The sequence below is a fragment of the Kineococcus sp. TRM81007 genome (assembly GCF_022669155.1).
Taxonomy (GTDB): Bacteria; Actinomycetota; Actinomycetes; order Actinomycetales; family Kineococcaceae; genus Kineococcus.
Genome location: NZ_JALBVB010000053.1, coordinates 178,413 through 198,097, shown reverse-complemented (window position 1 = coordinate 198,097; position 19,685 = coordinate 178,413). Strand labels below are relative to the sequence as shown.

General features: G+C 75.8%; 15 protein-coding genes and 1 tRNA gene. 3 read left to right on the top strand and 13 right to left on the bottom strand.

Annotation, left to right across the window (positions count from 1 at the left end):
• Positions 1-21 precede the first annotated feature (21 nt).
• The 6 genes from rho to argS all read right to left on the bottom strand — a co-directional run bounded on the left by rho (position 22) and on the right by argS (position 9,178).
• Positions 22-2,262, bottom strand: coding sequence for a transcription termination factor Rho (gene rho, locus MN205_RS12430; protein ID WP_242127687.1), 2,241 nt, complete (start codon positions 2,260-2,262; stop codon positions 22-24).
• A 291-nt stretch (positions 2,263-2,553) separates the two neighbouring features.
• On the bottom strand, positions 2,554-3,537 hold the full coding sequence (gene thrB / locus MN205_RS12425) for a homoserine kinase (protein WP_242127685.1): 984 nt from the start codon (positions 3,535-3,537) through the stop codon (positions 2,554-2,556).
• Positions 3,538-3,551: 14 nt separating this feature from the next.
• Positions 3,552-4,646 carry a threonine synthase gene (thrC, locus tag MN205_RS12420; RefSeq protein WP_242127683.1) on the bottom strand — a complete coding sequence of 365 codons (1,095 nt, stop codon included), beginning with the start codon at positions 4,644-4,646 and terminating at the stop codon, positions 3,552-3,554.
• The gene (locus tag MN205_RS12415) at positions 4,646-5,977 is read right to left on the bottom strand and encodes a homoserine dehydrogenase (RefSeq protein ID WP_242127681.1); all 1,332 of its coding nucleotides are present in this window, start codon (positions 5,975-5,977) and stop codon (positions 4,646-4,648) included. Before MN205_RS12415 ends, thrC begins: the two co-directional genes overlap by 1 nt.
• A gap of 103 nt (positions 5,978-6,080) precedes the next feature.
• The gene (gene lysA, locus MN205_RS12410; protein WP_242127679.1) at positions 6,081-7,514 is read right to left on the bottom strand and encodes a diaminopimelate decarboxylase; all 1,434 of its coding nucleotides are present in this window, start codon (positions 7,512-7,514) and stop codon (positions 6,081-6,083) included.
• The gene (argS, locus tag MN205_RS12405) at positions 7,514-9,178 is read right to left on the bottom strand and encodes an arginine--tRNA ligase (RefSeq protein ID WP_242127677.1); all 1,665 of its coding nucleotides are present in this window, start codon (positions 9,176-9,178) and stop codon (positions 7,514-7,516) included. The genes lysA and argS overlap by 1 nt, the downstream gene beginning before the upstream one ends.
• A gap of 114 nt (positions 9,179-9,292) precedes the next feature.
• Between argS and MN205_RS12400 the strand changes: the two genes are divergently transcribed.
• Positions 9,293-9,364, top strand: a tRNA-Arg gene (locus MN205_RS12400).
• A 52-nt stretch (positions 9,365-9,416) separates the two neighbouring features.
• Here the strand turns inward: MN205_RS12400 and MN205_RS12395 are convergent.
• The 6 genes from MN205_RS12395 to MN205_RS12370 are packed head-to-tail and all read right to left on the bottom strand — an operon-like array spanning position 9,417 to position 16,082.
• Positions 9,417-10,181 carry a PIG-L family deacetylase gene (locus MN205_RS12395; RefSeq protein ID WP_242127676.1) on the bottom strand — a complete coding sequence of 255 codons (765 nt, stop codon included), beginning with the start codon at positions 10,179-10,181 and terminating at the stop codon, positions 9,417-9,419.
• The gene (locus tag MN205_RS12390; protein ID WP_242127674.1) at positions 10,178-11,485 is read right to left on the bottom strand and encodes a glycosyltransferase family 4 protein; all 1,308 of its coding nucleotides are present in this window, start codon (positions 11,483-11,485) and stop codon (positions 10,178-10,180) included. Before MN205_RS12390 ends, MN205_RS12395 begins: the two co-directional genes overlap by 4 nt.
• Positions 11,482-13,071 (bottom strand): YcaO-like family protein, encoded by a 1,590-nt coding sequence (locus tag MN205_RS12385; protein ID WP_242127672.1) that lies wholly within the window; start codon positions 13,069-13,071, stop codon positions 11,482-11,484. Before MN205_RS12385 ends, MN205_RS12390 begins: the two co-directional genes overlap by 4 nt.
• Positions 13,068-14,003, bottom strand: a complete 936-nt coding sequence (locus tag MN205_RS12380) for an MBL fold metallo-hydrolase (RefSeq protein ID WP_242127669.1) — start codon at positions 14,001-14,003, stop codon at positions 13,068-13,070. Before MN205_RS12380 ends, MN205_RS12385 begins: the two co-directional genes overlap by 4 nt.
• 1 nt (position 14,004) lies before the next feature.
• Positions 14,005-15,087, bottom strand: coding sequence for a Gfo/Idh/MocA family protein (locus tag MN205_RS12375; protein WP_242127667.1), 1,083 nt, complete (start codon positions 15,085-15,087; stop codon positions 14,005-14,007).
• Positions 15,088-15,128: 41 nt separating this feature from the next.
• Positions 15,129-16,082 carry a hypothetical protein gene (locus MN205_RS12370; RefSeq protein WP_242127665.1) on the bottom strand — a complete coding sequence of 318 codons (954 nt, stop codon included), beginning with the start codon at positions 16,080-16,082 and terminating at the stop codon, positions 15,129-15,131.
• Positions 16,083-16,304: 222 nt separating this feature from the next.
• Between MN205_RS12370 and MN205_RS12365 the strand changes: the two genes are divergently transcribed.
• Complete coding sequence (locus MN205_RS12365; protein WP_242127663.1) at positions 16,305-17,255, top strand: sugar phosphate isomerase/epimerase; 951 nt, start codon at positions 16,305-16,307, stop codon at positions 17,253-17,255.
• A gap of 117 nt (positions 17,256-17,372) precedes the next feature.
• Here the strand turns inward: MN205_RS12365 and MN205_RS12360 are convergent, their stop codons facing one another.
• Complete coding sequence (locus MN205_RS12360; RefSeq protein WP_242127661.1) at positions 17,373-18,851, bottom strand: NAD(P)/FAD-dependent oxidoreductase; 1,479 nt, start codon at positions 18,849-18,851, stop codon at positions 17,373-17,375.
• Between the two features lie 142 nt (positions 18,852-18,993).
• Between MN205_RS12360 and MN205_RS12355 the strand changes: the two genes are divergently transcribed.
• Positions 18,994-19,683, top strand: coding sequence for a SprT-like domain-containing protein (locus MN205_RS12355; RefSeq protein WP_242127660.1), 690 nt, complete (start codon positions 18,994-18,996; stop codon positions 19,681-19,683).
• The last annotated feature ends 2 nt before the right edge of the window (positions 19,684-19,685 follow it).

Genomic DNA, 19,685 nt, shown 5'->3' with positions numbered 1-19,685 from the left:
GGCCGCCGGTGGTCGTGCTGGTCAGTCGTCGGAGTCCTTGTTGACCAGGGGCGTCGACTTCTGCACCTGGACGAGGAACTCGAGGTTGCTGCGGGTCTTCTTCAGGCGGTCCAGGAGCAGCTCGATGGAGGCCTGCGCGTCGAGCGCGGTGACCACGCGGCGGAGCTTCCAGACGGTCTGCAGCTCCTCGCGCGACATGAGGATCTCCTCGCGGCGGGTGCCGGAGGCCGGCACGTCGACCGCGGGGAAGATGCGCTTGTCGGCCAGCTGGCGCGACAGCCGCACCTCCATGTTCCCGGTGCCCTTGAACTCCTCGAAGATGACCTCGTCGGCCTTGGAGCCGGTCTCGACCAGCGCCGAGGCGAGGATCGTCAGGGAGCCGCCGTTCTCGACGTTGCGAGCCGCGCCGAAGAAGCGCTTCGGCGGGTACAGCGCCGACGCGTCGACACCACCGGACAGGATCCGACCGCTGGCCGGCGCCGAGATGTTGTAGGCGCGCGACAGGCGGGTCAGCGAGTCCAGCAGCACGACGACGTCGTTGCCGAGCTCCACGAGGCGCTTGGCCCGCTCGATGGCGAGCTCGGCGACCGCGGTGTGGTCGGCGGCGGGACGGTCGAAGGTGGAGGCGATGACCTCACCCTTGATCGTGCGCTGCATGTCGGTGACCTCTTCGGGCCGCTCGTCGACGAGGACGACCATGAGGTGGCACTCGGGGTTGTTGGTCGTGATCGCGTTGGCGATGGCCTGCATGACCATCGTCTTGCCCGCCTTCGGTGGAGCGACGATCAGGCCGCGCTGCCCCTTCCCGAGCGGCGACATCAGGTCGATGATGCGCGTCGTCAGGACGTTGGGCTCGGTCTCCAGGCGCAGCCGCTCCTGCGGGTACAGCGGCGTGAGCTTGGTGAAGTCCGGGCGGTTGCGGGCCTGCTCCGGCGGTGCGCCGTTGACGGTGTCCACGCGCACCAGCGCGTTGAACTTCGCGCGCTGCCCCTGCTGCTCGCCCTCGCGGGGCTGGCGGACCGCACCGGTCACCGCGTCACCGGGGCGCAGGTTGTTCTTCTTCACCTGGTTCAGCGAGACGTAGACGTCGTTCGCCCCGGCCAGGTACCCGGAGGTGCGGATGAACGCGTAGTTGTCGAGCACGTCGAGGATGCCGGCGACCGGAAGCAGGACGTCGTCCTCGCTGATCTCCGTGTCGACCTCGGGCACGCCGCCGTCGCGCCCGCCGCGGCGGCCCTTGCGGTCGCGGTAGCGGTTGCGGCGGCCGCGGCGGCCGCCGCGGTCGTCGTCGAAGTCGTCGGAGGGGCCGGTACCGCCCCCTGACGCGGCACGGGGCTCGCGGTCCTCCCGGGGAGCGCGCTGCTCACCGCGGTCCGTGCGCTGCTCGGCGCGGTCCGTGCGCTGCTCACCGCGGTCCGCACGCTGCTCACCGCGGTCCGTACGCTGCTCACCGCGGTCCGTACGCTGCTCACCGCGGTCCGCACGCTGCTCACCGCGGTCCGCACGCTGCTCACCGCGGTCCGCACGCTGCTCGGCGCGGTCGGTGCGCTGCTCACCGCCCTCGGCCTCGCGGCGCGGGAGCTGAGGCAGTTCCACCTGCTGGTCGGGCTCGCGCACGCGGTCGCGGCGGGCGCGCTCGCGGCGGGAGAGCCGCTCGGGACGCTCGGCCCGGGAGGTGAACTCCTCCAGCGTCGGCAGGCTCGGCGCGTCGGCGCCGTCCTCGCGACGGCCCTCGGCGCGCTGCGCGGGCCGGTCCTGGGGGCCGGCCTCGGGCGCGGTACCCGCAGCGGTGGACTGCTCGGGCTGCTCCCGGGGAGCCGGCGGGGCCCCGGCGGGAGCGCCGGCGCGGCGGGACCGGCGGCCGGTGGCCGGTGCGGTCGGCTCGGCCGCCGTGGTGGGTTCAGCAGCCGCAGCGGCGGGCTCGGCCGCGGGAGCTGCGGGCTCGGCCGCGGGAGCTGCGGGCTCGGCCGCAGGAGCGGCAGGAGCGGCAGGCGCGGCCGCCGGGGCCACGGGCGCGGCCAGCGCCTCGACCGCGTCGGCGGGGACGGCCTGCTCGGCGGAGCTCTCGGAGCGCTGCGGCACCGCAGCCTGGTGCTCGCGGATGGCGGCGAGCAGGTCCACCTTGCGCATGCGGCCGGTGCCGCTGATCCCGAGCTCCGCGGCCAGGGCCTGCAGCTGGGGCAGGCGCAGGGCGGAGAGGCTGCCGGTGCGGCGGGGCGCGGCTGCGCCGTCGGTGGCAGCGATGTCGGTGGTGTCGGTCACGAAGGTCCTTCCCCCTCGTCCAGAGCGACGGGCCGGCAGAAGAGGCACGGTCGCGATGACTGCCTGCAACAGGCAGGTACTGTCTCCACGGACGCGCAGAGAGCGCGAAGCGTCGTGGGTGCGCACCGTTCGACGAGGAGAGCATGCGCAGAAAAGAGGAACGCGACCCCGCCGGTGAGGTGCTGCCACGATCGTAACACCACGACACGGCGCCACGGTCCCGGTCCCCCGACCGGACGCGCCGGGCCGCCCCCGCCGGGGTTCAGCCGCCCGGGGGTCAGTCGCCCGGGCTCAGCCGCCCGGGGTCCAGGTGACGCCCTGCTGCGCGACCGGCACGGGCAGAACTCGCCAGCCGCCCTCGCGCGCTGCGACCCGCTGCACCTCCTGCACGCGCGCCGCCGGCACGAGCACCAGGGCGCTCGGGCCCGCACCGGACACGACCGCGGCCAGTCCCTCCTCGCGCAGGCGACCCAGCAGCTGCGCGGTGCGCGGCATGGCGGGGCCGCGCTGCTCCTGGTGCAGGCGGTCCACGGTGGCGTCCAGCAGCAGCTCCGGCGCGCTCGTCAGCGCGTGCACGAGGAGACCGGCGCGGCCGGCGGTGAGCGCGGCGTCGGCGTGCGCCACCGTGACCGGCAGCAGCGCCCGGGCACGGGAGGTCGCCAGCTGCTCGTCGGGCACGCACACCACCGCGCGCACGTCCGGGTGCACCTGCAGGCGCACCGCACGCACCGCCTCCGGGTGCGTGGGGTCGTCACCGCGGGTCCAGGCGATCGTGAACCCCCCGACGACGGCCGGTGCGGCGTTGTCCGGGTGACCCTCCCGGCGCCCCGCCTCCAGGAGCAGGCGCTCGCGCACCTCGCCCTCCGGCCCGGCGCCACGGCCGGCGGCCTGGAGGAGCCCGTGCGCCACGGCCAGGCCGGCCACGATCGCCGACGCCGACGAACCGAGACCACGCCCCTGCGGGATCACGTTGCGGCAGAACAGCTCCAGCCCCGGCGCGGTGCACCCCGCGGCAGCCAGCTCCTCCAGCGCCACGCGCGCCACGAGGTGCCGCGCGTCGGTGGGCAGCCGGTCGGCGCCCTCGCCGTCGACGTGCACGCGCACCCCGTCGCCGCCCACGCGGGCGCGCACCTCGTCGTGCAGCTCCAGGGCCAGGCCGAAGGCGTCGAAGCCGGGGCCGAGGTTCGCGCTGGTGGCCGGCACCCGCACGGTCGTCGCCGTGCCGGCGGGCAGCGCGGCCGGGACCCGGCCGGGCGCCGCGGGCGTGCCGCTCACGGGCAGCACCGCCCTCAGACGTCGAGGTCGAGGGCGCGGGCGATGGTCACCGCGTCGGGCTGCACCCGCACGGGTTCCACGGGACGCCGCCGCCCGTCGGCACCGGGGGCACCGGCCAGCTCCAGCGCCCACTGCGGGTCCTTCAGGCCGTGCCCGGTGACGGTGATCACGACGGTCAGCCCCTCCTCGACCTCACCCGCCTCGCTGGCGGCGAGCAGGCCGGCCACGCCCGCGGCCGAGGCGGGCTCGACGAAGACGCCCTCCTTGGAGGACAGCCAGCGGTGCGCGGCGAGGATCTGCTCGTCGGTGACGGCGTCGATGCGCCCACCGGAGTCGTCGCGCGCGGTCGTGGCACCGGTCCACGAGGCCGGGTGACCGATGCGGATGGCGGTGGCGACGGTCTCCGGCTCGTCGACCGGGTGCCCCTTGACCAGCGGGGCCGCCCCGGCCGCCTGGAAGCCCCACATCTTCGGGCGCTTCGTCGCCACACCGTCGGCCGCGTACTCGCAGTAGCCCTTCCAGTACGCGGTGATGTTCCCTGCGTTGCCCACGGGCAGGGCGTGGATGTCCGGCGCGTCGCCCAGGACGTCCACGACCTCGAACGCGCCGGTCTTCTGGCCCTCGATGCGGAACGGGTTCACGGAGTTCACCAGCTCGACCGGGTACGCCTCGGCCAGCTTGCGCGCCTGGGTGAGGCAGTCGTCGAAGTTGCCGTCCACCTGCAGCAGCGTGGCGCCGTGGGCGACGGCCTGCGACAGCTTGCCCATGGCGATCTTGCCGTCGGGCACGAGGACCGCGCAGCGGATGCCGGCGGCGGTGGCGTACGCGGCGGCGGAGGCGGAGGTGTTGCCGGTGGAGGCGCAGATGACGACCTCGGCACCGTTCTCCTTGGCCTTGCTCATCGCCATCGTCATGCCGCGGTCCTTGAAGGACGCGGTGGGGTTGCAGCCCTCCACCTTCAGGTACACCCGGCCGCGGATCCGCTCGGACAGGTGCCGGGCGTGCACCAGGGGTGTGCCGCCCTCGCCGAGCGTGACGACGGGGGTCGCCTCGCTGACCGGCAGGCGGTCGCGGTACTCCTCGATCAGGCCCCGCCACACGTGCGCCATCAGGCGACGCCCCCCTTCGCCTCAGCACGGGCCTCGTGGCCCTCCACGCGCATCACGCCCGCCACCGAGTCCACGATCTCCAGGTCCTCCAGCTCGTCCACCGTCGCCGCCAGCGCCGCGTCGGGGGCGCTGTGGGTCACCACCACCAGCACCGCACGCCCGCGCCCGCCCGGGCCGGCCGGTTCCTGCCGCTGCTGCACGGCCTCGATCGAGACGCCGTGGGCGGCGAACACGCCGGCGACCTGCGCCAGCACGCCCGGCTTGTCGGCCACGTCCAGGCGCACGTGGTAGCGGGTGACGGTGTCGTCCATGGGCAGCACCGGCAGGTCCGCGTACGCGGACTCCCCCGGCCCGCGGCCACCCGCGCGGCGGTGCCGGGCCGCGGCCACGACGTCGCCGAGCACGGCGCTGGCCGTGGGGCCCCCGCCAGCGCCGGGGCCGTAGAACATCAGCTCACCGGCCGCCTCCGCCTCGACGAAGACGGCGTTGAAGGCACCGCGCACCCCGGCGAGCTGGTGCTCGCGCGGCATCATCGCCGGGTGCACGCGCACCGAGACGGCGTCCTCGCCGCCGGGGCCGGTGCTGCGCTCGGCGATGGCGAGCAGCTTCACGACGCAGCCCTGCGCCTGGGCGGCGCGCACGTCCGCGGCGCTGACCTCCGAGATGCCCTCCCGGTGCACGTCGTCGAGCGAGACGCGGGTGTGGAAGGCCAGCGAGGCCAGGATGGCCGCCTTGGCCGCGGCGTCGAAGCCCTCCACGTCGGCGGTGGGGTCCGCCTCGGCGTAGCCGAGCGCCTGCGCCTGCTCCACGGCCTCGGCGTACCCCGTGCCGGTGGTGTCCATCTGGTCCAGCACGTAGTTGGTGGTGCCGTTGACGATGCCGAGCACGCGGGTGACGCGGTCGCCCACCAGGGACTCGCGCAGGGGCCGCAGCAGCGGGATCGCGCCGGCCACGGACGCCTCGTAGTACAGGTCCACGCCCCGCTCGGCGGCCGCCTCGTACAGGGTGGGGCCGTCTGCGGCCAGCAGCGCCTTGTTCGCGGTGACGACGGAGGCGCCGTGCTCGATCGCGCGCAGCATCAGCGAGCGCGCGGGCTCGATGCCGCCGATGACCTCCACCACCACGTCGGCGCGGGTGACGAGCTCCTCCGCGTCGGTGGTGAACAGCGCCGGGTCCACCTGCAGGCCGCGGTCGCGGCCGAGGCGGCGCACGGCGATGCCGGCCAGCTCCAGGGGCGCGCCCACCCGGGCGGCGAGCTCGTCGGCCTGCGTCGTCAGCAGCCGCGCCACCTCGGTGCCGACCACCCCGCACCCCAGCAACGCGACCTTCACCGGCTCCACCGCAGTCGTCCCTCCACCGTCCTGTTCCCACCGGCACCCCGACGGGGCCCCGGACACCCTCTCACCCCGCGTGACGCCCGTGCGCCCCCGCCCGTCACCCGGCGTCGAGCGCCAGCAGGTCCTCGGGCGTCTCGCGGCGCACCAGCACCGTGGAGACGCCGTCGCGCACCGACACCACGGCGGGCCGCGTGATCTGGTTGTAGTTGCTGGCCATGCTGCGGCAGTAGGCACCCGTGCCGGGGACCGCGAGCAGGTCGCCGGCACCGGCGTCGGCGGGCAGGAACTCGTCCTTGACGACGACGTCGCCGCTCTCGCAGTGCTTGCCCACCACGCGGGAGAGCACGCCCGGCGCGCCGGAGGCGCGCGAGGCCAGGGTGGCGGAGTAGTCCGCGTCGTACAGGGCGGTGCGGATGTTGTCGCTCATGCCGCCGTCGACGGAGACGTAGCGCCGGCGCACGCCGCCGTCCAGCTCGACGTCCTTGGTGGTGCCGACCTCGTAGAGGGTGAAGGTGCTGGGAGCGGCGATGGCCCGGCCCGGTTCCACGGAGATCCGCGGGACGGCGATGCCCTGCGCCAGGCACTCGCGCGAGACGATGTCGGCGAGGCGGCCGGCGATCTCCTCCGGTCCCAGCGGGTCGTGCTCGGACGTGTAGGCCACGCCGAAGCCGCCGCCCAGGTCCATCTCGGGCAGGGTCACCCCGTGCTCGCGCTCGACGGCCCGGTGCAGGCCCAGCAGGCGCCGGGCGGAGACCTCGAAACCGCCCATGTCGAAGATCTGGGAACCGATGTGGCTGTGCAGGCCCAGCAGCCGCAGCTCCGGCCTGGCCAGCACCTTCGCGACGGCCGCCTCCGCCACACCGGAGGCCAGCGACAGCCCGAACTTCTGGTCCTCGTGGGCGGTGGCGATGTAGGAGTGCGTGTGCGCCTCCACCCCGACGGTGATGCGCAGCATGACGGGTGCCACCACACCCAGCGAGGCCGCGACGTCGGCGACGACGTCGACCTCCTGCAGGGAGTCCACGACGACGCGGCCGACGCCCGCGCGCAGGGCCTTCTCGATCTCCGCGCGCGACTTGTTGTTGCCGTGCAGCGCGATCCGCTCCCCCGGGACCCCGCCGCGCAGGCCCAGCTCCAGCTCGCCGGAGGAGGAGGTGTCCAGGCTGAGGCCGTCCTCGGCGAGCCAGCGGGCCACGCCCGTGGCGACGAACGCCTTGGTGGCGTAGTAGACGTCCGCTCCCCCGCACAGGTCAGCGAAGGCGCCGGCGAAGGCGTCGCGGAACGCGGTGGCGCGCGAGCGGAAGTCGAGCTCGTCGACGACGTACAGCGGGGTGCCGTGCTCGGCGGCGAGCTGGGCGACGCCCACTCCGCCCACCCGCAGCGCGCCGTCGGCGCCGCGCTCGACGGTGCGCGCCCACAGCTTCGGCAGCAGCTCGTTGGCGTCCGCGGGCGGCGTGAGCCAGGCGGGCACGAAGGCGATGGCCGAGGACCCCGGCGCGTGCAGCTGGCCGGCCTCGTGGGTGCGGGCCACTACATGCGCTCCGGGGCGCTCACGCCCAGCAGCGCCAGGCCGTTGGCGAGCACCTGCCGGGTGGCGTCGTTGACCCACAGGCGGGTTCGGTGCACGTCGGTGACCTCCTCGCCGGCGCGGGGGGTGACCCGGCAGGCGTCGTAGAACTTGTGGAACCGGCCCGCGAGCTCCTCCAGGTAGCGCGCCAGGCGGTGCGGCTCGCGCAGCTCCCCGGCGCGCGCGACCACGGAGGGGAACTCCGCGAGCGCGGCCAGCAGGAGCGACTCGGTCTCGTCGGTCAGCAGCGCCGGGTCGAAGGCGTCCTCGCGGTGCACCCCGGCGGCCGCGGCGTTCACCGCGACGTTGGAGGTGCGGGCGTGCGCGTACTGCACGTAGTAGACCGGGTTGTCGTTGCTGCGCTTGACGAGCAGGTCCAGGTCGATGTCGATGGAGGTGTCCACCGAGGAGCGCACCAGGGAGTACCGGGCGGCGTCGACGCCGACCTGCTCGACGAGGTCCTCGAGCGTCACGACGGTGCCGGCGCGCTTGCTCATGCGGACGGGCACCCCGTCCTTGAGCAGGTTGACCATCTGCCCGATGAGGATCTCGAGGTTGGTGCCCGGCTCGTCGCCGAACGCCGCGCACATCGCCATCATCCGGCCGACGTAGCCGTGGTGGTCGGCGCCGAGCATCAGCACGCACCGGTCGAAACCGCGCTCGCGCTTGTCGAGGTAGTACGCCAGGTCCCCGGAGATGTAGGCCGGCTGCCCGTCGCTCTTGACGACGACGCGGTCCTTGTCGTCGCCGAAGTCGCTGGTGCGCAACCAGGTCGCACCGTCGGCCTCGTAGACGCGGCCCAGCTCGCGCAGGCGCGCCACGGCCCGCTCGACCGCGCCGGAGGTGTGCAGGGAGTCCTCGTGGAAGTAGACGTCGAACTCGACGCCGAAGTCGGCGAGGGTCTTCTTGATCTCGCCGAACATCAGCTCGACGCCCTCGCGGCGGAAGGCCTCCTGCTGCTGCTCGCGCGGCTGCTCCAGCAGGCCGGGCACCCGCGCGACGACCTGCTGGGCGATCTCACCGATGTACGCGCCGCCGTAGCCGTCCTCCGGGGTGGGCTCGCCGTGCGCGGCGGCCAGCAGCGAGCGGGCGAAGCGGTCGATCTGCGCGCCGTGGTCGTTGAAGTAGTACTCGCGGGTCACCTGCGCACCGGAAGCGGTGAGGATGCGCGCCAGGGAGTCGCCGACCGCGGCCCAGCGGGTCCCGCCCAGGTGGATGGGGCCGGTGGGGTTGGCGGAGACGAACTCCAGGTTCACCCTCTCGCCGGTGGGCTCGGCCGCGGTGCCGTAGGCCGTGCCGGCCTCGACGATCGCGCGGGCCAGCTCACCGGCCGCGGCGGCGTCCAGGGTGACGTTGAGGAACCCGGGGCCGGCGATGTCGACGGCCTTCACGCCGGGCACGCGCACGAGCCGCTCGCGCACCAGGGCGGCGACGTCGCGCGGCGGCCGGCCGGCCTTCTTGGCCAGCTGCAGGGCCACGCTGGTCGCCCAGTCGCCGTGGTCGCGGTTCTTGGGGCGCTCCACGCGGACCTCGGCCGGGACGTCGGCGGGGTCGAGGGACAGCTCGCCGGCCTGCACGGCCGACATCAGAGCGTCCCGCAGGGCGGTGGAGAGCTCGGCGGGGGTCACGGGCGCCAAGCCTACCGGTGGCCCCGCCCCGCCCCACCCCGCGCCGGTGCGCCGGACGGGGCGGGAGGTGGTCGGGGGCGGCGGCGGACGCTGGTACGGTTGTTCCTGCTGTCAGCCCCCGTAGCTCAGCGGATAGAGCATCGGCCTCCGGAGCCGTGTGCGCAGGTTCGAGTCCTGCCGGGGGCACCTGGATCGAGACGCCGAGAGCGGNGCGCCGCTCTCGGCGTCTCGTGGTCCCTCAGGCCGGTGGCAGCGGCGGGTCGAACGTCTCCGGCAGCCCGCGCAGCGCCCGGGCCATCGCCGCCTCCCCGTCGAACTGGAAGCCGAGCTGGGTGGCGTAGGCGGCGCAGGCGGCCACCTTGGCCTCCAGCTCCCCCTCCCACGGCCGGCGCGGTGCGCCCGCCGGTGCGTGGGCGCCCGCTCGCAGAACGTAGGGCGTGTCGGCCCAGCGGCTGAGGAGCAGCCCGCGGCGGTGCGCGAGCGCGTCCACCGCGTCGCGCACGTGCCGGTGGTCGACGTGGTCGCCCAGGGCCTGCGGGCCCAGCAGCAGGTCCACCTCACCGCCGAGCTCCCCGTCGAGGACCTCGCCGACGGCCTCCTCGACCGCCAGCGGGCACCCCTCGTCGCCCGCGACGACGGGGCCGAAGAGCGCGGCGGCGCCGGTGTACCCGCGGTGCGGGGCCTCCAGCAGCGGCAGGTGCCGCCCGCGCACGCCGAGAGCCGCCAGGGCGGCGTCGTCCTCGGCGCGGCGCAGCGCCATGTAGTCCACGTCGGCGGCCAGGCCCTTGTCGGTCTGGCACGCCAGGGCGAACCCGGTCGGGTGGGGCACGCTGCCGGTGAAGACGGTGACCACGAGGACGTCGACCCCCGCCGCGGCCAGGCCTGCCAGGAGAGCGCCCGCGGAGAACGCGGCGTCGTCCAGGTGCGGGGAGACGGCGAGCACGCGCGCCGCCCGGGGCAGCGCCGCGCCGTCGGGTGCGGGGCTCGCGGGTGCCGCGCTCACAGCAGGTGCGGGGCGGTGAGGAACCGGCAGGACGTGGCCGGTTCGACGGGCTCGACGCCGCGGCCGGCGCTGGTGTGCCGCGAACCCGGCTCCAGCGCGGTCCACGAGGTGTCGGGGGCGGTCCCCGCGAGGCGGTCGTAGACCTCCTCGATGCGCGCGGTCAGCGCCGGCCAGGACCACACCTCCCGCACCTCCGCCAGCGCCTGCCGCGCGAGCTTCGGGCCCAGGGCCGGGTCGTCGAGCAGGCGGCGCAGCGCGGCGGTCAGGCCGACGACGTCGCCGACGTCGTGCAGCAGGCCGTTCTCCCCGTCGCGCACGCAGTCCACGACGCCGACGGTGCGGGTGGTCACCACCGGCAGCCCGGCCGCCATCGCCTCCAGGATGGTGTTGGAGAACCCCTCCGACTGCGTCGGGGACACGAACACGTCGGCCTGGCGGTAGACGGCGGGAGCGGCGTCGTAGGGGACGTAGCCGCGCTGCTCGACGGCGTCGCCGAGACCCAGCTCGGCGACGAGGTCGGCGACGGCGGTGACGTCGGGGCCGATGCCGGAGACGAGCAGCCGCACGTCGCGGCCCTCGGCCCGCAGCGCGGCGAGGGCGTGCAGCAGGTCCAGCACGCCCTTGCGGCGGTCCACCCGGCCGTGGAAGAGCAGCGTCGCCGGGCGGCCGGCGGGCAGCTCGCCGACGGCGGCGTCGTCGGCCGGGGAGAACGCGGCGGTGTCGGTGGCACCGCCGACGAGGGTGAACCGGCCCGGGTCGGTGCCGTGGTGCTCGACGACCTCGTCGGCGAAGGTGCGCGAACCGATGAGGACGGCACCGGCGCGGTCCAGGACGGTGCGGATGCCCGCGGAGTGCTCCGGGCAGCACAGGCCCACCCAGTGCCCGTCGCCGCCCTGCACGCTGACGACCGAGGGCAGGCGGAGTTCCGCGGACGCCTGCAGGACGGCCTCGCCGGTGGGCCAGGCGTACTGGGCGTGCAGCAGGTCGAACGGCTCCTCGGCGTGCAGGCGCAGCACGGTGTCGCGCATCGTCGCCACGTCCGCGGCGAAGTCGGCGGGCAGGCCGTCGGCGACGCGCTGCTCGCCCAGCGCCTCCAGGCCGATCGCGCGCACCCCGGCGGGCACGCGGTCCGCCGGGGGCGGCCCACCGCCGTACACGGCGCTGCCGGCGGGGTCGCCGCGGAACTGCGAGACGAGGACGACCTCGTGCCCGCGCGCGGTCAGCTCGGTGAGCAGCTTCTCCGCGTACACGCTCATCCCGGAGACCGCCGGCCAGTACCGGCGGCTGACGAAGCAGATCCTCACGCGTCCCACCCCTTCGCGCGTGCCACGGCGGCGGCGTGCAGGGCGGGTTCGCGGTAGAGGGGGTACAGCCCCCCCAGGACGCGGTCGATCGCGGTGCGGTCCAGCCAGGCCGGACCACCCAGGCGCTCGCGCGCGGGGGCGGTCAGGTGCACGGGTGCGGCGGTGGCGGGCACGCCCGGCTCCCCCGGCGCACCCAGGCCGGCGATGCCGTGCAGGCCGGTGCGCCCGTCGCCGCGGGCGAGCAGGTCGGCCACCCCGCGCTCGCCGATGCGGCCGTAGCTCACGATCTCCACCTCCAGGCCGGGCACGACGACGCGCGCCACGGCGACGCCGTCGTCCGGGCGGGAGCAGTCCAGGACGAGGACGTCGAAACCCCGCTCGCGCAGCAGGCCGACGAGGTGCTCCGCCAGCGCCTCCTGCTCGTCGGCGCCCGCGGGCGCGGACCAGGTGGGCAGGGAGTCGAACCGGACCCGGGAGCGCTCGGCGAGCACGACGGGCTCCAGCAGCGCGCGCAGCTGGTCGGCGTCCATGCCCAGCCAGCGCAGCATGCCGCGCAGCGCCCGCTCCTCCTGGGTGGCGGGGTCCGCGGCGTAGCGGTCCAGGTACCCGGGCGGGCTGATCGCCGCCACGGCGTCCAGCGAACCGTGCGTGAAGGCCTTGCGGGAGCGCGCGGCGGCGAACTCCAGCACGGCCTTGCGCAGCGCAACCTCCCGGTCCGGGTGGGCGGCCTCGCCCGCGGCCGTCACCATCACCGGCTGCAGGGGGTCGTCGTCGGCGCCGACGACGGTGACGTTGACGATCCCCCACCAGTCGTTCGCCAGCTTGGGCACCACCCGGACGCCCCGGGCGCGCAGCCTCGCCAGCGCCTCGCGGGTGGCGGGGTCGCGCACCTGCTCGTCGCCCGGGCCGAGGTCGAGGACGACGCCGGTGTCCATCGCGCGGAACCGGGTGCCGTTGCCGTCGCGCTGGAGGAGCTCGCCGATGCCGTGGGCGACGGCGCGGTGCAGGGTGTCACCGGCACCGAGGCCGTTGCCGTGCCGGGTGACGAGGTGCGGCAGGTCGTCGACCATCCCGGGCGGCAGTTCGTCGGCGTCGCGCAGCACGACGTCGACGGGGGCCCACACGCGCTCGCCGGTGCCCCACCGCTGCAACGGCACCCAGTTCAGCACCGCGTCCGGGGCGTAGGGGGCACCGGCGTCCAGGCAGAGCGCCGGCGGGTCCACGACGGCGTCGGCGCCGAACTCCGCCACCAGCGCCGCGTACGGGGCACGCCGGTGCTCCAGGGTCGCGATCCGCTCTCGCAGCAGCCCCAGCTCGGCCGACTCGCCCCAGCTGGAGCGGCGGGCGTCGGCGTCGCTGATCCCGTAGCCGTGCCCGGCGGCGGCCGAGCCGCCCGGTCCCGCGGGGGCGATCGTCCACCAGGACGGGACCCCCACCGCGTCCAGCCGGTAGGTGGGGAACTCGTAGCGGCCCTCCGCGCCCAGCACGCCGCGGAAGCGGGTGGTGGCGGCGTGCTCGGCGGCTCCGTCGCCCGGGTGCTCGACGGGGTGGTCGGCGACGAGGGGACGGGAGGTGGGTGCGCTCACGCGATGACCGCCTTCACGGGTTCGAGGACGTCCATCGGCACGGGTGCCGCCGACGGGGGGTTCGCGAGCATGTGGTCCACCAGTGCCAGGACGTGCCGGGTGGTGACGCCGGTGGCGAACTCGAACGGGCTGAACACCGTCTCGAACTCCAGGGCGCCGACGATCTCGCGCATGCGCCGCAGCTCCGCGCGCGAGAGGGGGATCTGCGCGTGGAACGCCTTGTGGGCGCTGAGGGCCGCGGCGCTGCCGTCCGGGTTCAGGTCGATCTTCAGGGAGTCGCCGCAGAACAGCAGACCGCGGCCGGCGTCGTGCAGGACGCTGTGGCCGGGGAAGTGCCCGCCGGTGCGGTGCATCGCGATGCCCGGGGCGAGTTCCAGGTGGTCGTCCGCCGGGTACGTCACGCGGAACGCCTTGGTCCACACCAGGTCGTCCACGCCGACGGCCACCACCGGCGGGTCCAGCTCGTCCTGCAGCTGCCACAGGCCGCCGAAACCGTGCACGTGGCTGGAGGCCAGGACGCTCAGGCCCCCGCGCCGGCGCAGCTCGGCCAGCGCGGCCGCGGAGTACCAGGGCGCGGCCTCGAAACCCAGCAGGCCGTCGTCCGTCTGGAGCACCCAGCCGTGCGAGCCGAGGCCGACGACCGGGTCGCACCAGAACTCCGTGACACCGGGCACGGCCTGGCGCCAGGACGTCTCGACGAGCGCGTCCACCTCCCGCTCGGTGCGGAACGCGAAACCCTCCTCGGGCAGCTCGTTGCGCACGTCGGCGCACACCGGGCACAGCGACGGCGGGGTGTGCGCGAACCAGCGCTGCCAGTGCCCGCAGTTCGTGCAGGAGTACGCGCGGTGGGAGCGGTGGGCGCGGGTGGGCAGCGGCGCCAGTTCACCGGCGCGCACACCGCGCAGCTCGTGGGAGTCGTTCGGGCCGGTCACGTCAGGCCTCCTGCGCGGTGAGGACGGGGTCGGGCCGGGAGCCGGGCACACCGGCGCCCAGGGCGTCGTGGAGCAGGTGCAGCAGCCGCAGGTCCCGCGCCATCGGGAACGGCCAGCGCCCCGGGTCGGCCAGCGCCTCCTCGACCGCGCGCACCTGCGCGGCGAACGGTGACGTCGCGGTGTCGAACTCCACGGGCGAGGACTCCCCCGTGGTGGCGTCGATGAGTTCCAGCGTCCCGCCGGCGGTCTGCCCCATGGTGTTCGTCGCCACCAGCTGACCTCGGGTGCCGACGACCTCCAGCCGGCGGCGCGGCAGCGTCTCGACCGTGTTGAAGGAGTTCGCGATGGTGACGAGCACACCGGCCGAGGTGCTGCCGACGAGGACGGAACCGTCGTCGACGGCGTAGTCGTGCACGCGCCGCTGCACGTGCGTGGTGGCGATCTCGACGTCCTCGCCGAGCAGCGCCCCCACCAGGTCCAGCCCGTGCGGGGCGAGGTCGACGTACGCACCGCCACCGGCGCGCGCCGGATCGATCCGCCAGTTGTCGCCGGTGGTGCTTCCGGGCGGCGCCCAGCCCGGCGGCAACCAGCAGCCGTAGACGATCCGCACGCTCGTCACCGTGCCGAGCACCCCTTGCGCGAGGAGCTCCGCGAGGCGCCGGTGCGCCGGGTGGAACCTCTGGTCGAACGCGGTGGCCGCCAGCACCCCCGCCCGCTCGCAGGCGGCCACCAGCGCGGCGGCGTCGTCGAGGGAGGCGGCCAGGGGCTTCTCGCACAGCACCGCGAGCCCGGCGCCCGCGGCGGCGGCGGCGACCTCGCGGTGGGCGTGGTTCGGGGTGGCCACGTAGGCGGCCTGCGCACCGGGGGTGCGGAACGCGGTCGCGAGGTCGTCGTGGGCGACGGCACCGGGGAACCGCTGCGCGAGCGCGCGGGCGGCGCCCAGGTCCCGGTCGACGACCGCGACGACGCGGCTGGTCGGGGAGGCGGCGAGAGCGGGCGCCATGTGGTCGCGCGCCACCCAGCCGGCGCCCGCGATCACCCACCCGGTGCTCGCGGGGTCGTCCGGCTTCTGAGGGTCGGTCACCGTTTCTCCGTCGGTCTCGAGAGAAGGGACGTGGGGGTGGTTCAGCGCACGGCGATGCCGGCGTCGGCGAGCACGCGCAGCTGGAACTCCTGCACGGCGCCCGGGTGGACGATGTCCAGGTCGTCCAGCGCCTGCGCCGCGGTGAAGCCTGCGGCGCGCGCGTGGTGGTGGACCTGGAGGACGCGGTCCAGGACGTCGGCGGTGTTGAACACCCGGCCGACCGGGGTACCCGCCGTCTCCCGCTGCGGCAGCAGTTCGCGCAACCGGGCGGCGAGGGCGGTGGGCAGCTGCGCCAGGGAACGCTCCTCCAGCGCGGCGAGCACCGGCAGGTAGTGCTCGCCGAGCAGCACCTCGCCGCCGAAGCCGGCGTCCGGCAGGTCGCCGTTGGGCAGGTGGTGCGCCAGTGCGACGAGGAACGCCTCACCGCGCCCCACGCCGTACCTCGGCGCGATCAGCGCGGAGTAGACGGCGGTGGTGAAGCAGTGGTCGCCGTGGCTCTCGGGGGGTTCGACCACGATCCTCGGGCGCACCGGGTGGGTGGCGCCGGCGCGCGGCTGGTGCACCAGCGACCGCACGAAACCCGGTTCCGCCGGCAGCAGGTCCTCGTCCAGCGGTTCCGGGTCCAGCGCTTCCCGCAGGTCCGCGAGGTCACCGAGGCCGCCGTCGGCGGTGGAGGTCACCGCGTCGAACGCCCGGCGCAGGACGTCCAGGCGCTCGGGCCGCGTGAGCCCGGCCAGCGCCAGGACACCGGCGTCCACGCCGGCCAGGCGGGCGGCCGCCAGGGCGTGCGCCGTCTCGCGCCGGGCCAGTTCACCGACTGCACGTGGCGAGGGGTCGCGCAGGACGGTGCGCCAGGACCGAACGAACGCCCGGTCGGCGAGCGAACCCGGACCGCGCGCGTCGCGCAGGCGTTTGAGGTCGCCGAGTTCGCGGTACACCTGCAGCGAGGAGGGCGGGACGACGGGACCGTCCTGGGCTGTGGTCGTGGCCGTCACGGTCGGCCTCCGCGCGCAGCGCGCGCCGGTGGGAGCAGCACGTCGCCACCCTGCCCGTCCGGGCTGCCCCGCGCACCCCGAACCCGGCGTGAGCACCGTCACCCGACGGTGACGCAGAGCAACACGCTTCCGGGGAGCGCACCCGCCGGGTTCCTGCCAGTCTGCGAAACGGTCCGTTCCCAGGGCCCCGCGCCTGTCCCCCAGAGAACGAGGAGCCCCCAGGTGCACCCCAACCCCACCTCCCACCGCAGCGGATCGACCACACGGCTCGCCTACAACGCCAACGGCCTGCGATCGGTCCCCCTGGACGACGCCGTCCGCGTCCTGGCCGACACCGGTTACGACGGCATCGAACTGTCCCTGAACGCGCAGCACGTCGACCCGTGGGCGTTCTCGGCCGCAGACGCCGACCGCCTGCACCGGGTGCTCGAGCAGACCGGCCTGGTGGCGTGCAGCCTCGCCACCGGGGACCCGCACCTGCTCAGCGAACTACCCTTCGAGCCGGCCCTGGTCGACCCCGACCCCGCCGAGCGGGGCCGCCGCCTCGACCTGCTGCGCCGCGGCGTGCGCATCGGCGTGCGCACCGGTGTCCCCCTCGTGGTGTTCTCCACCGGGAGCAGGCACCCGGCCGTCGCCGCGGCCGACGCCGACCGCTGGCTGGACGAGGGGATCGCCGAACTGCTCGACGTGCTGCACGACGAGCTGGACGCCCAGGGCCTGCCGCGCGGCAGCACCGTGCTGGGCATCGAACCCGAGCCGGGCTTCCACTGCCAGACGAACGCCGAGGTCGCCGCCGTGATCGCCCGCACCGGCAGCGAGGACCTCTGGCTCAGCCAGGACCTCGGCCACGCGGTCGTCGTCGAGGACGACCCGGTCGGTTCCCTCGCCCGGCACCTGCCGATCACCCGGCACCTGCAGGTGGAGGACATCGCGGACCGCGTGCACGCGCACCTGGTCCCCGGCGACGGCGACGTCGACTTCGCCGCGGTCGGCCGTGCGCTGGGGACCGACGGGCTGGACGGCTGGATCAGCGTGGAGCTGTACGACCACGACCCCGTGCACCGCGAGGCCGCGCGCCGCAGCCGCGAGCACCTGCGCAGGTTCCTGCCGTCCCTGTCGGGGGTGCTCGACCTGACCGCCGCCGAGGGCACGGCCCCGGTCGGCCGCCGCTGAGGAACCACCGGTGAAACCCGGGGGTTCCTCAGCGGAACCGTGAACCTCCGCGGAACTCCCTCGGAACTTCCGCGGAACTCCCGGTGGCCTCCGGGGATCGAAGGGCGACCCTCGCGCTCACCGCGTCGGCGCGGACAGCCCGTCCGCGCCGACGCGCACGCCGAACACCTGCCGCAGGGCGCGCCGCGCCGCGTGCACCCCGGCCATGCCGTGCACCCCCGACGACGGCGCCGTCGCCGAGGAGCACAGGTACGTGGGCACCGGCAGCGGCACCCGGTAGGGGTCCCAGCGCGGCACCGGCCGGAACAGCAGCTGCCACGGCGTGACCGCCCCGCCGGAGATGTCGCCCCGCACCAGGTTGGGGTCCTGCCGCTCCAGCTCGACGGCGGTGACGGTGCGCCGGGCCAGGACCCGGTCCCCGAAGCCGGGCGCGAACCGCTCCAGCTGCGCCTGCACCGCGTCGCCGACGTCGACGGTGGAACCCAGCGGCACGTGCGCGTACGTCCACAGCACCTGCTGCCCCCGGGGCGCGCGGGCGGGGTCCAGCAGCGACGGCTGCGACAGCAGCACGTAGGGCCGCTGCGCGTGCCGGCCCGCCGCGACCTCGCGCTCGGCGGCGGCCACCTCGGCGCGGGTGCCGCCGACGTGCACCGTCCCGGCGCGCTCCAGGCCCGGCGCCGCCCAGGGGACCGGGCCGTCGAGGGCGAAGTGCACCGGCGCGGCGGCCGATCGGTGCCGCCAGCGCCGCAGCTGCGCCGCGTACCGCTCCGGCAGCCGGTCCCCCGCCAGCCGCAGCAGCCCGCGCGGCACGACGTCCAGCAGCACCGCGCGCGCCGGCGGCAGCTCGCGCAGGTCGGTGACCTCCACCCCGGTGCGCACCGTCCCGCCCAGGCGGCGCACCTCGGCGGCCAGGGCGTCCGAGATCGACTGCGAGCCGCCGCGGGGCACCGGCCAGCCCACGGCGTGCGCGAGGGCGGCGAGCATCAGCCCGGCACCGGCCGGCCCGAGGGCCCGAGGGGGTGCGACGGCGTGCGCGGCCACGCCCGTCAGCAGGGCGGGGGCCTCCTCGGTGCGGAACCGCGCACCCCACGCGGGCCCGCCCTGCTCCAGCACCGAGACGGCGAGCCGGGCGGCGGCGCTCAGCTCCCCGACCGAGCGCGGCGGGGTGCGCAGGTCCCCCAGGGCCAGGGCGACGACCTCGCGCCACCGCGCGACGAGCGGGCCGAGCAGCGCGCGCCAGGCGGCCCCGTCCGCCCCCAGGCCCTCCGCGGTGGCGTCCAGGTCGCGCAGGGCCAGGGCGGCCCGCCCGCCGTCCAGCGGCTGCGCGTAGGCGACCTCCGGCTGCAGCAGCTCCACCCCGTGCGCGGGCAGGTCGAAGGCCCGGAAGAAGGGCGAGGCGAGCGCCATGGGGTGCACGGCGGAGCCGAGGTCGTGGTGGAAGCCGGGCAGGGTCAGCTCGGCGGTGCGCGCTCCCCCGCCCACGGTCGCGTTGCGCTCGAGCACCTCCACGCGCAGGCCCGCACGGGCGAGGACCACGGCGGCGGCCAGCCCGTTGGGGCCGGCCCCCACCACGACGGCGTCGACGACTGCGCTCACCCCGCGACCCTGGCACGCGCAGCGCTCCTGCGCTCCTCACCCCCGGTGATCAGGGAAGTCGCCACTTCCCNCCGGGGGTGAGGAGCGGGCGCGGGGACGACGGTGCGCGGGGCCACGGCGTGCGGGCGGCAGGATGGACGGCGTGGAGCTGCGGGAGGCGGTCGCGATGGCCGAGGGACTGCTGGCCGAGCACGGGCTCGCCGGGTGGACCGTCGTGCTGGACCGCGCCCGCACCCGGGCCGGGGTCTGCCGCGAGGACCGCCGGCAGATCGGGCTGAGCGCGCCGCTGACGCTGCTGCACTCGCCGGCGGAGGTCCGCGACACCGTCCTGCACGAGGTCGCCCACGCGCTCGTGGGCACCCGCCACGGCCACGACGCGGTGTGGCGGGCGGCCGCCCGGCGCATCGGCTGCTCGGGCACCCGCACCACGTCGGCGCCGCGCCCGCCGGGGCGCTGGCGCGGGGTGTGCCCGGCCGGGCACGCCGTCACCCGGCACCGCAGGCCGGCGCTGCCGCTGGCCTGCGGTGCCTGCGCGCGCGGCTTCTCCCCCGAGCACCTGCTGACCTGGCACCTGGACGGGCGCGAGGTGCCCGCGCACGCCCTGGGCGAGCGGTACCTGGCCGACTGGCTCGCCCTGCGCGCCGGCCCACCGCTCGCGCCGGTCCCGGCCGCACCGACGCTGCCGGCGGGGGCGGCGGTGCGGCTGCTGGGCACCGGCCGGTACGCGGGCCTGACGGGACGGGTGCTGCGCCGGGCACGCACCCGCTACCACGTGCAGACGGCCGCCGGCGTGGTCACCGCCCCGTTCGCCGCCGTGGAACCGATCGGCTGACG

What these genes read in the sequence shown, in the direction of transcription:
- thrC (WP_242127683.1), bottom strand. Translation starts at nt 4,646, where the DNA reads ATGGCGCACGTGTGGCGGGGCCTGATCGAGGAGTACCGCGACCGCCTG.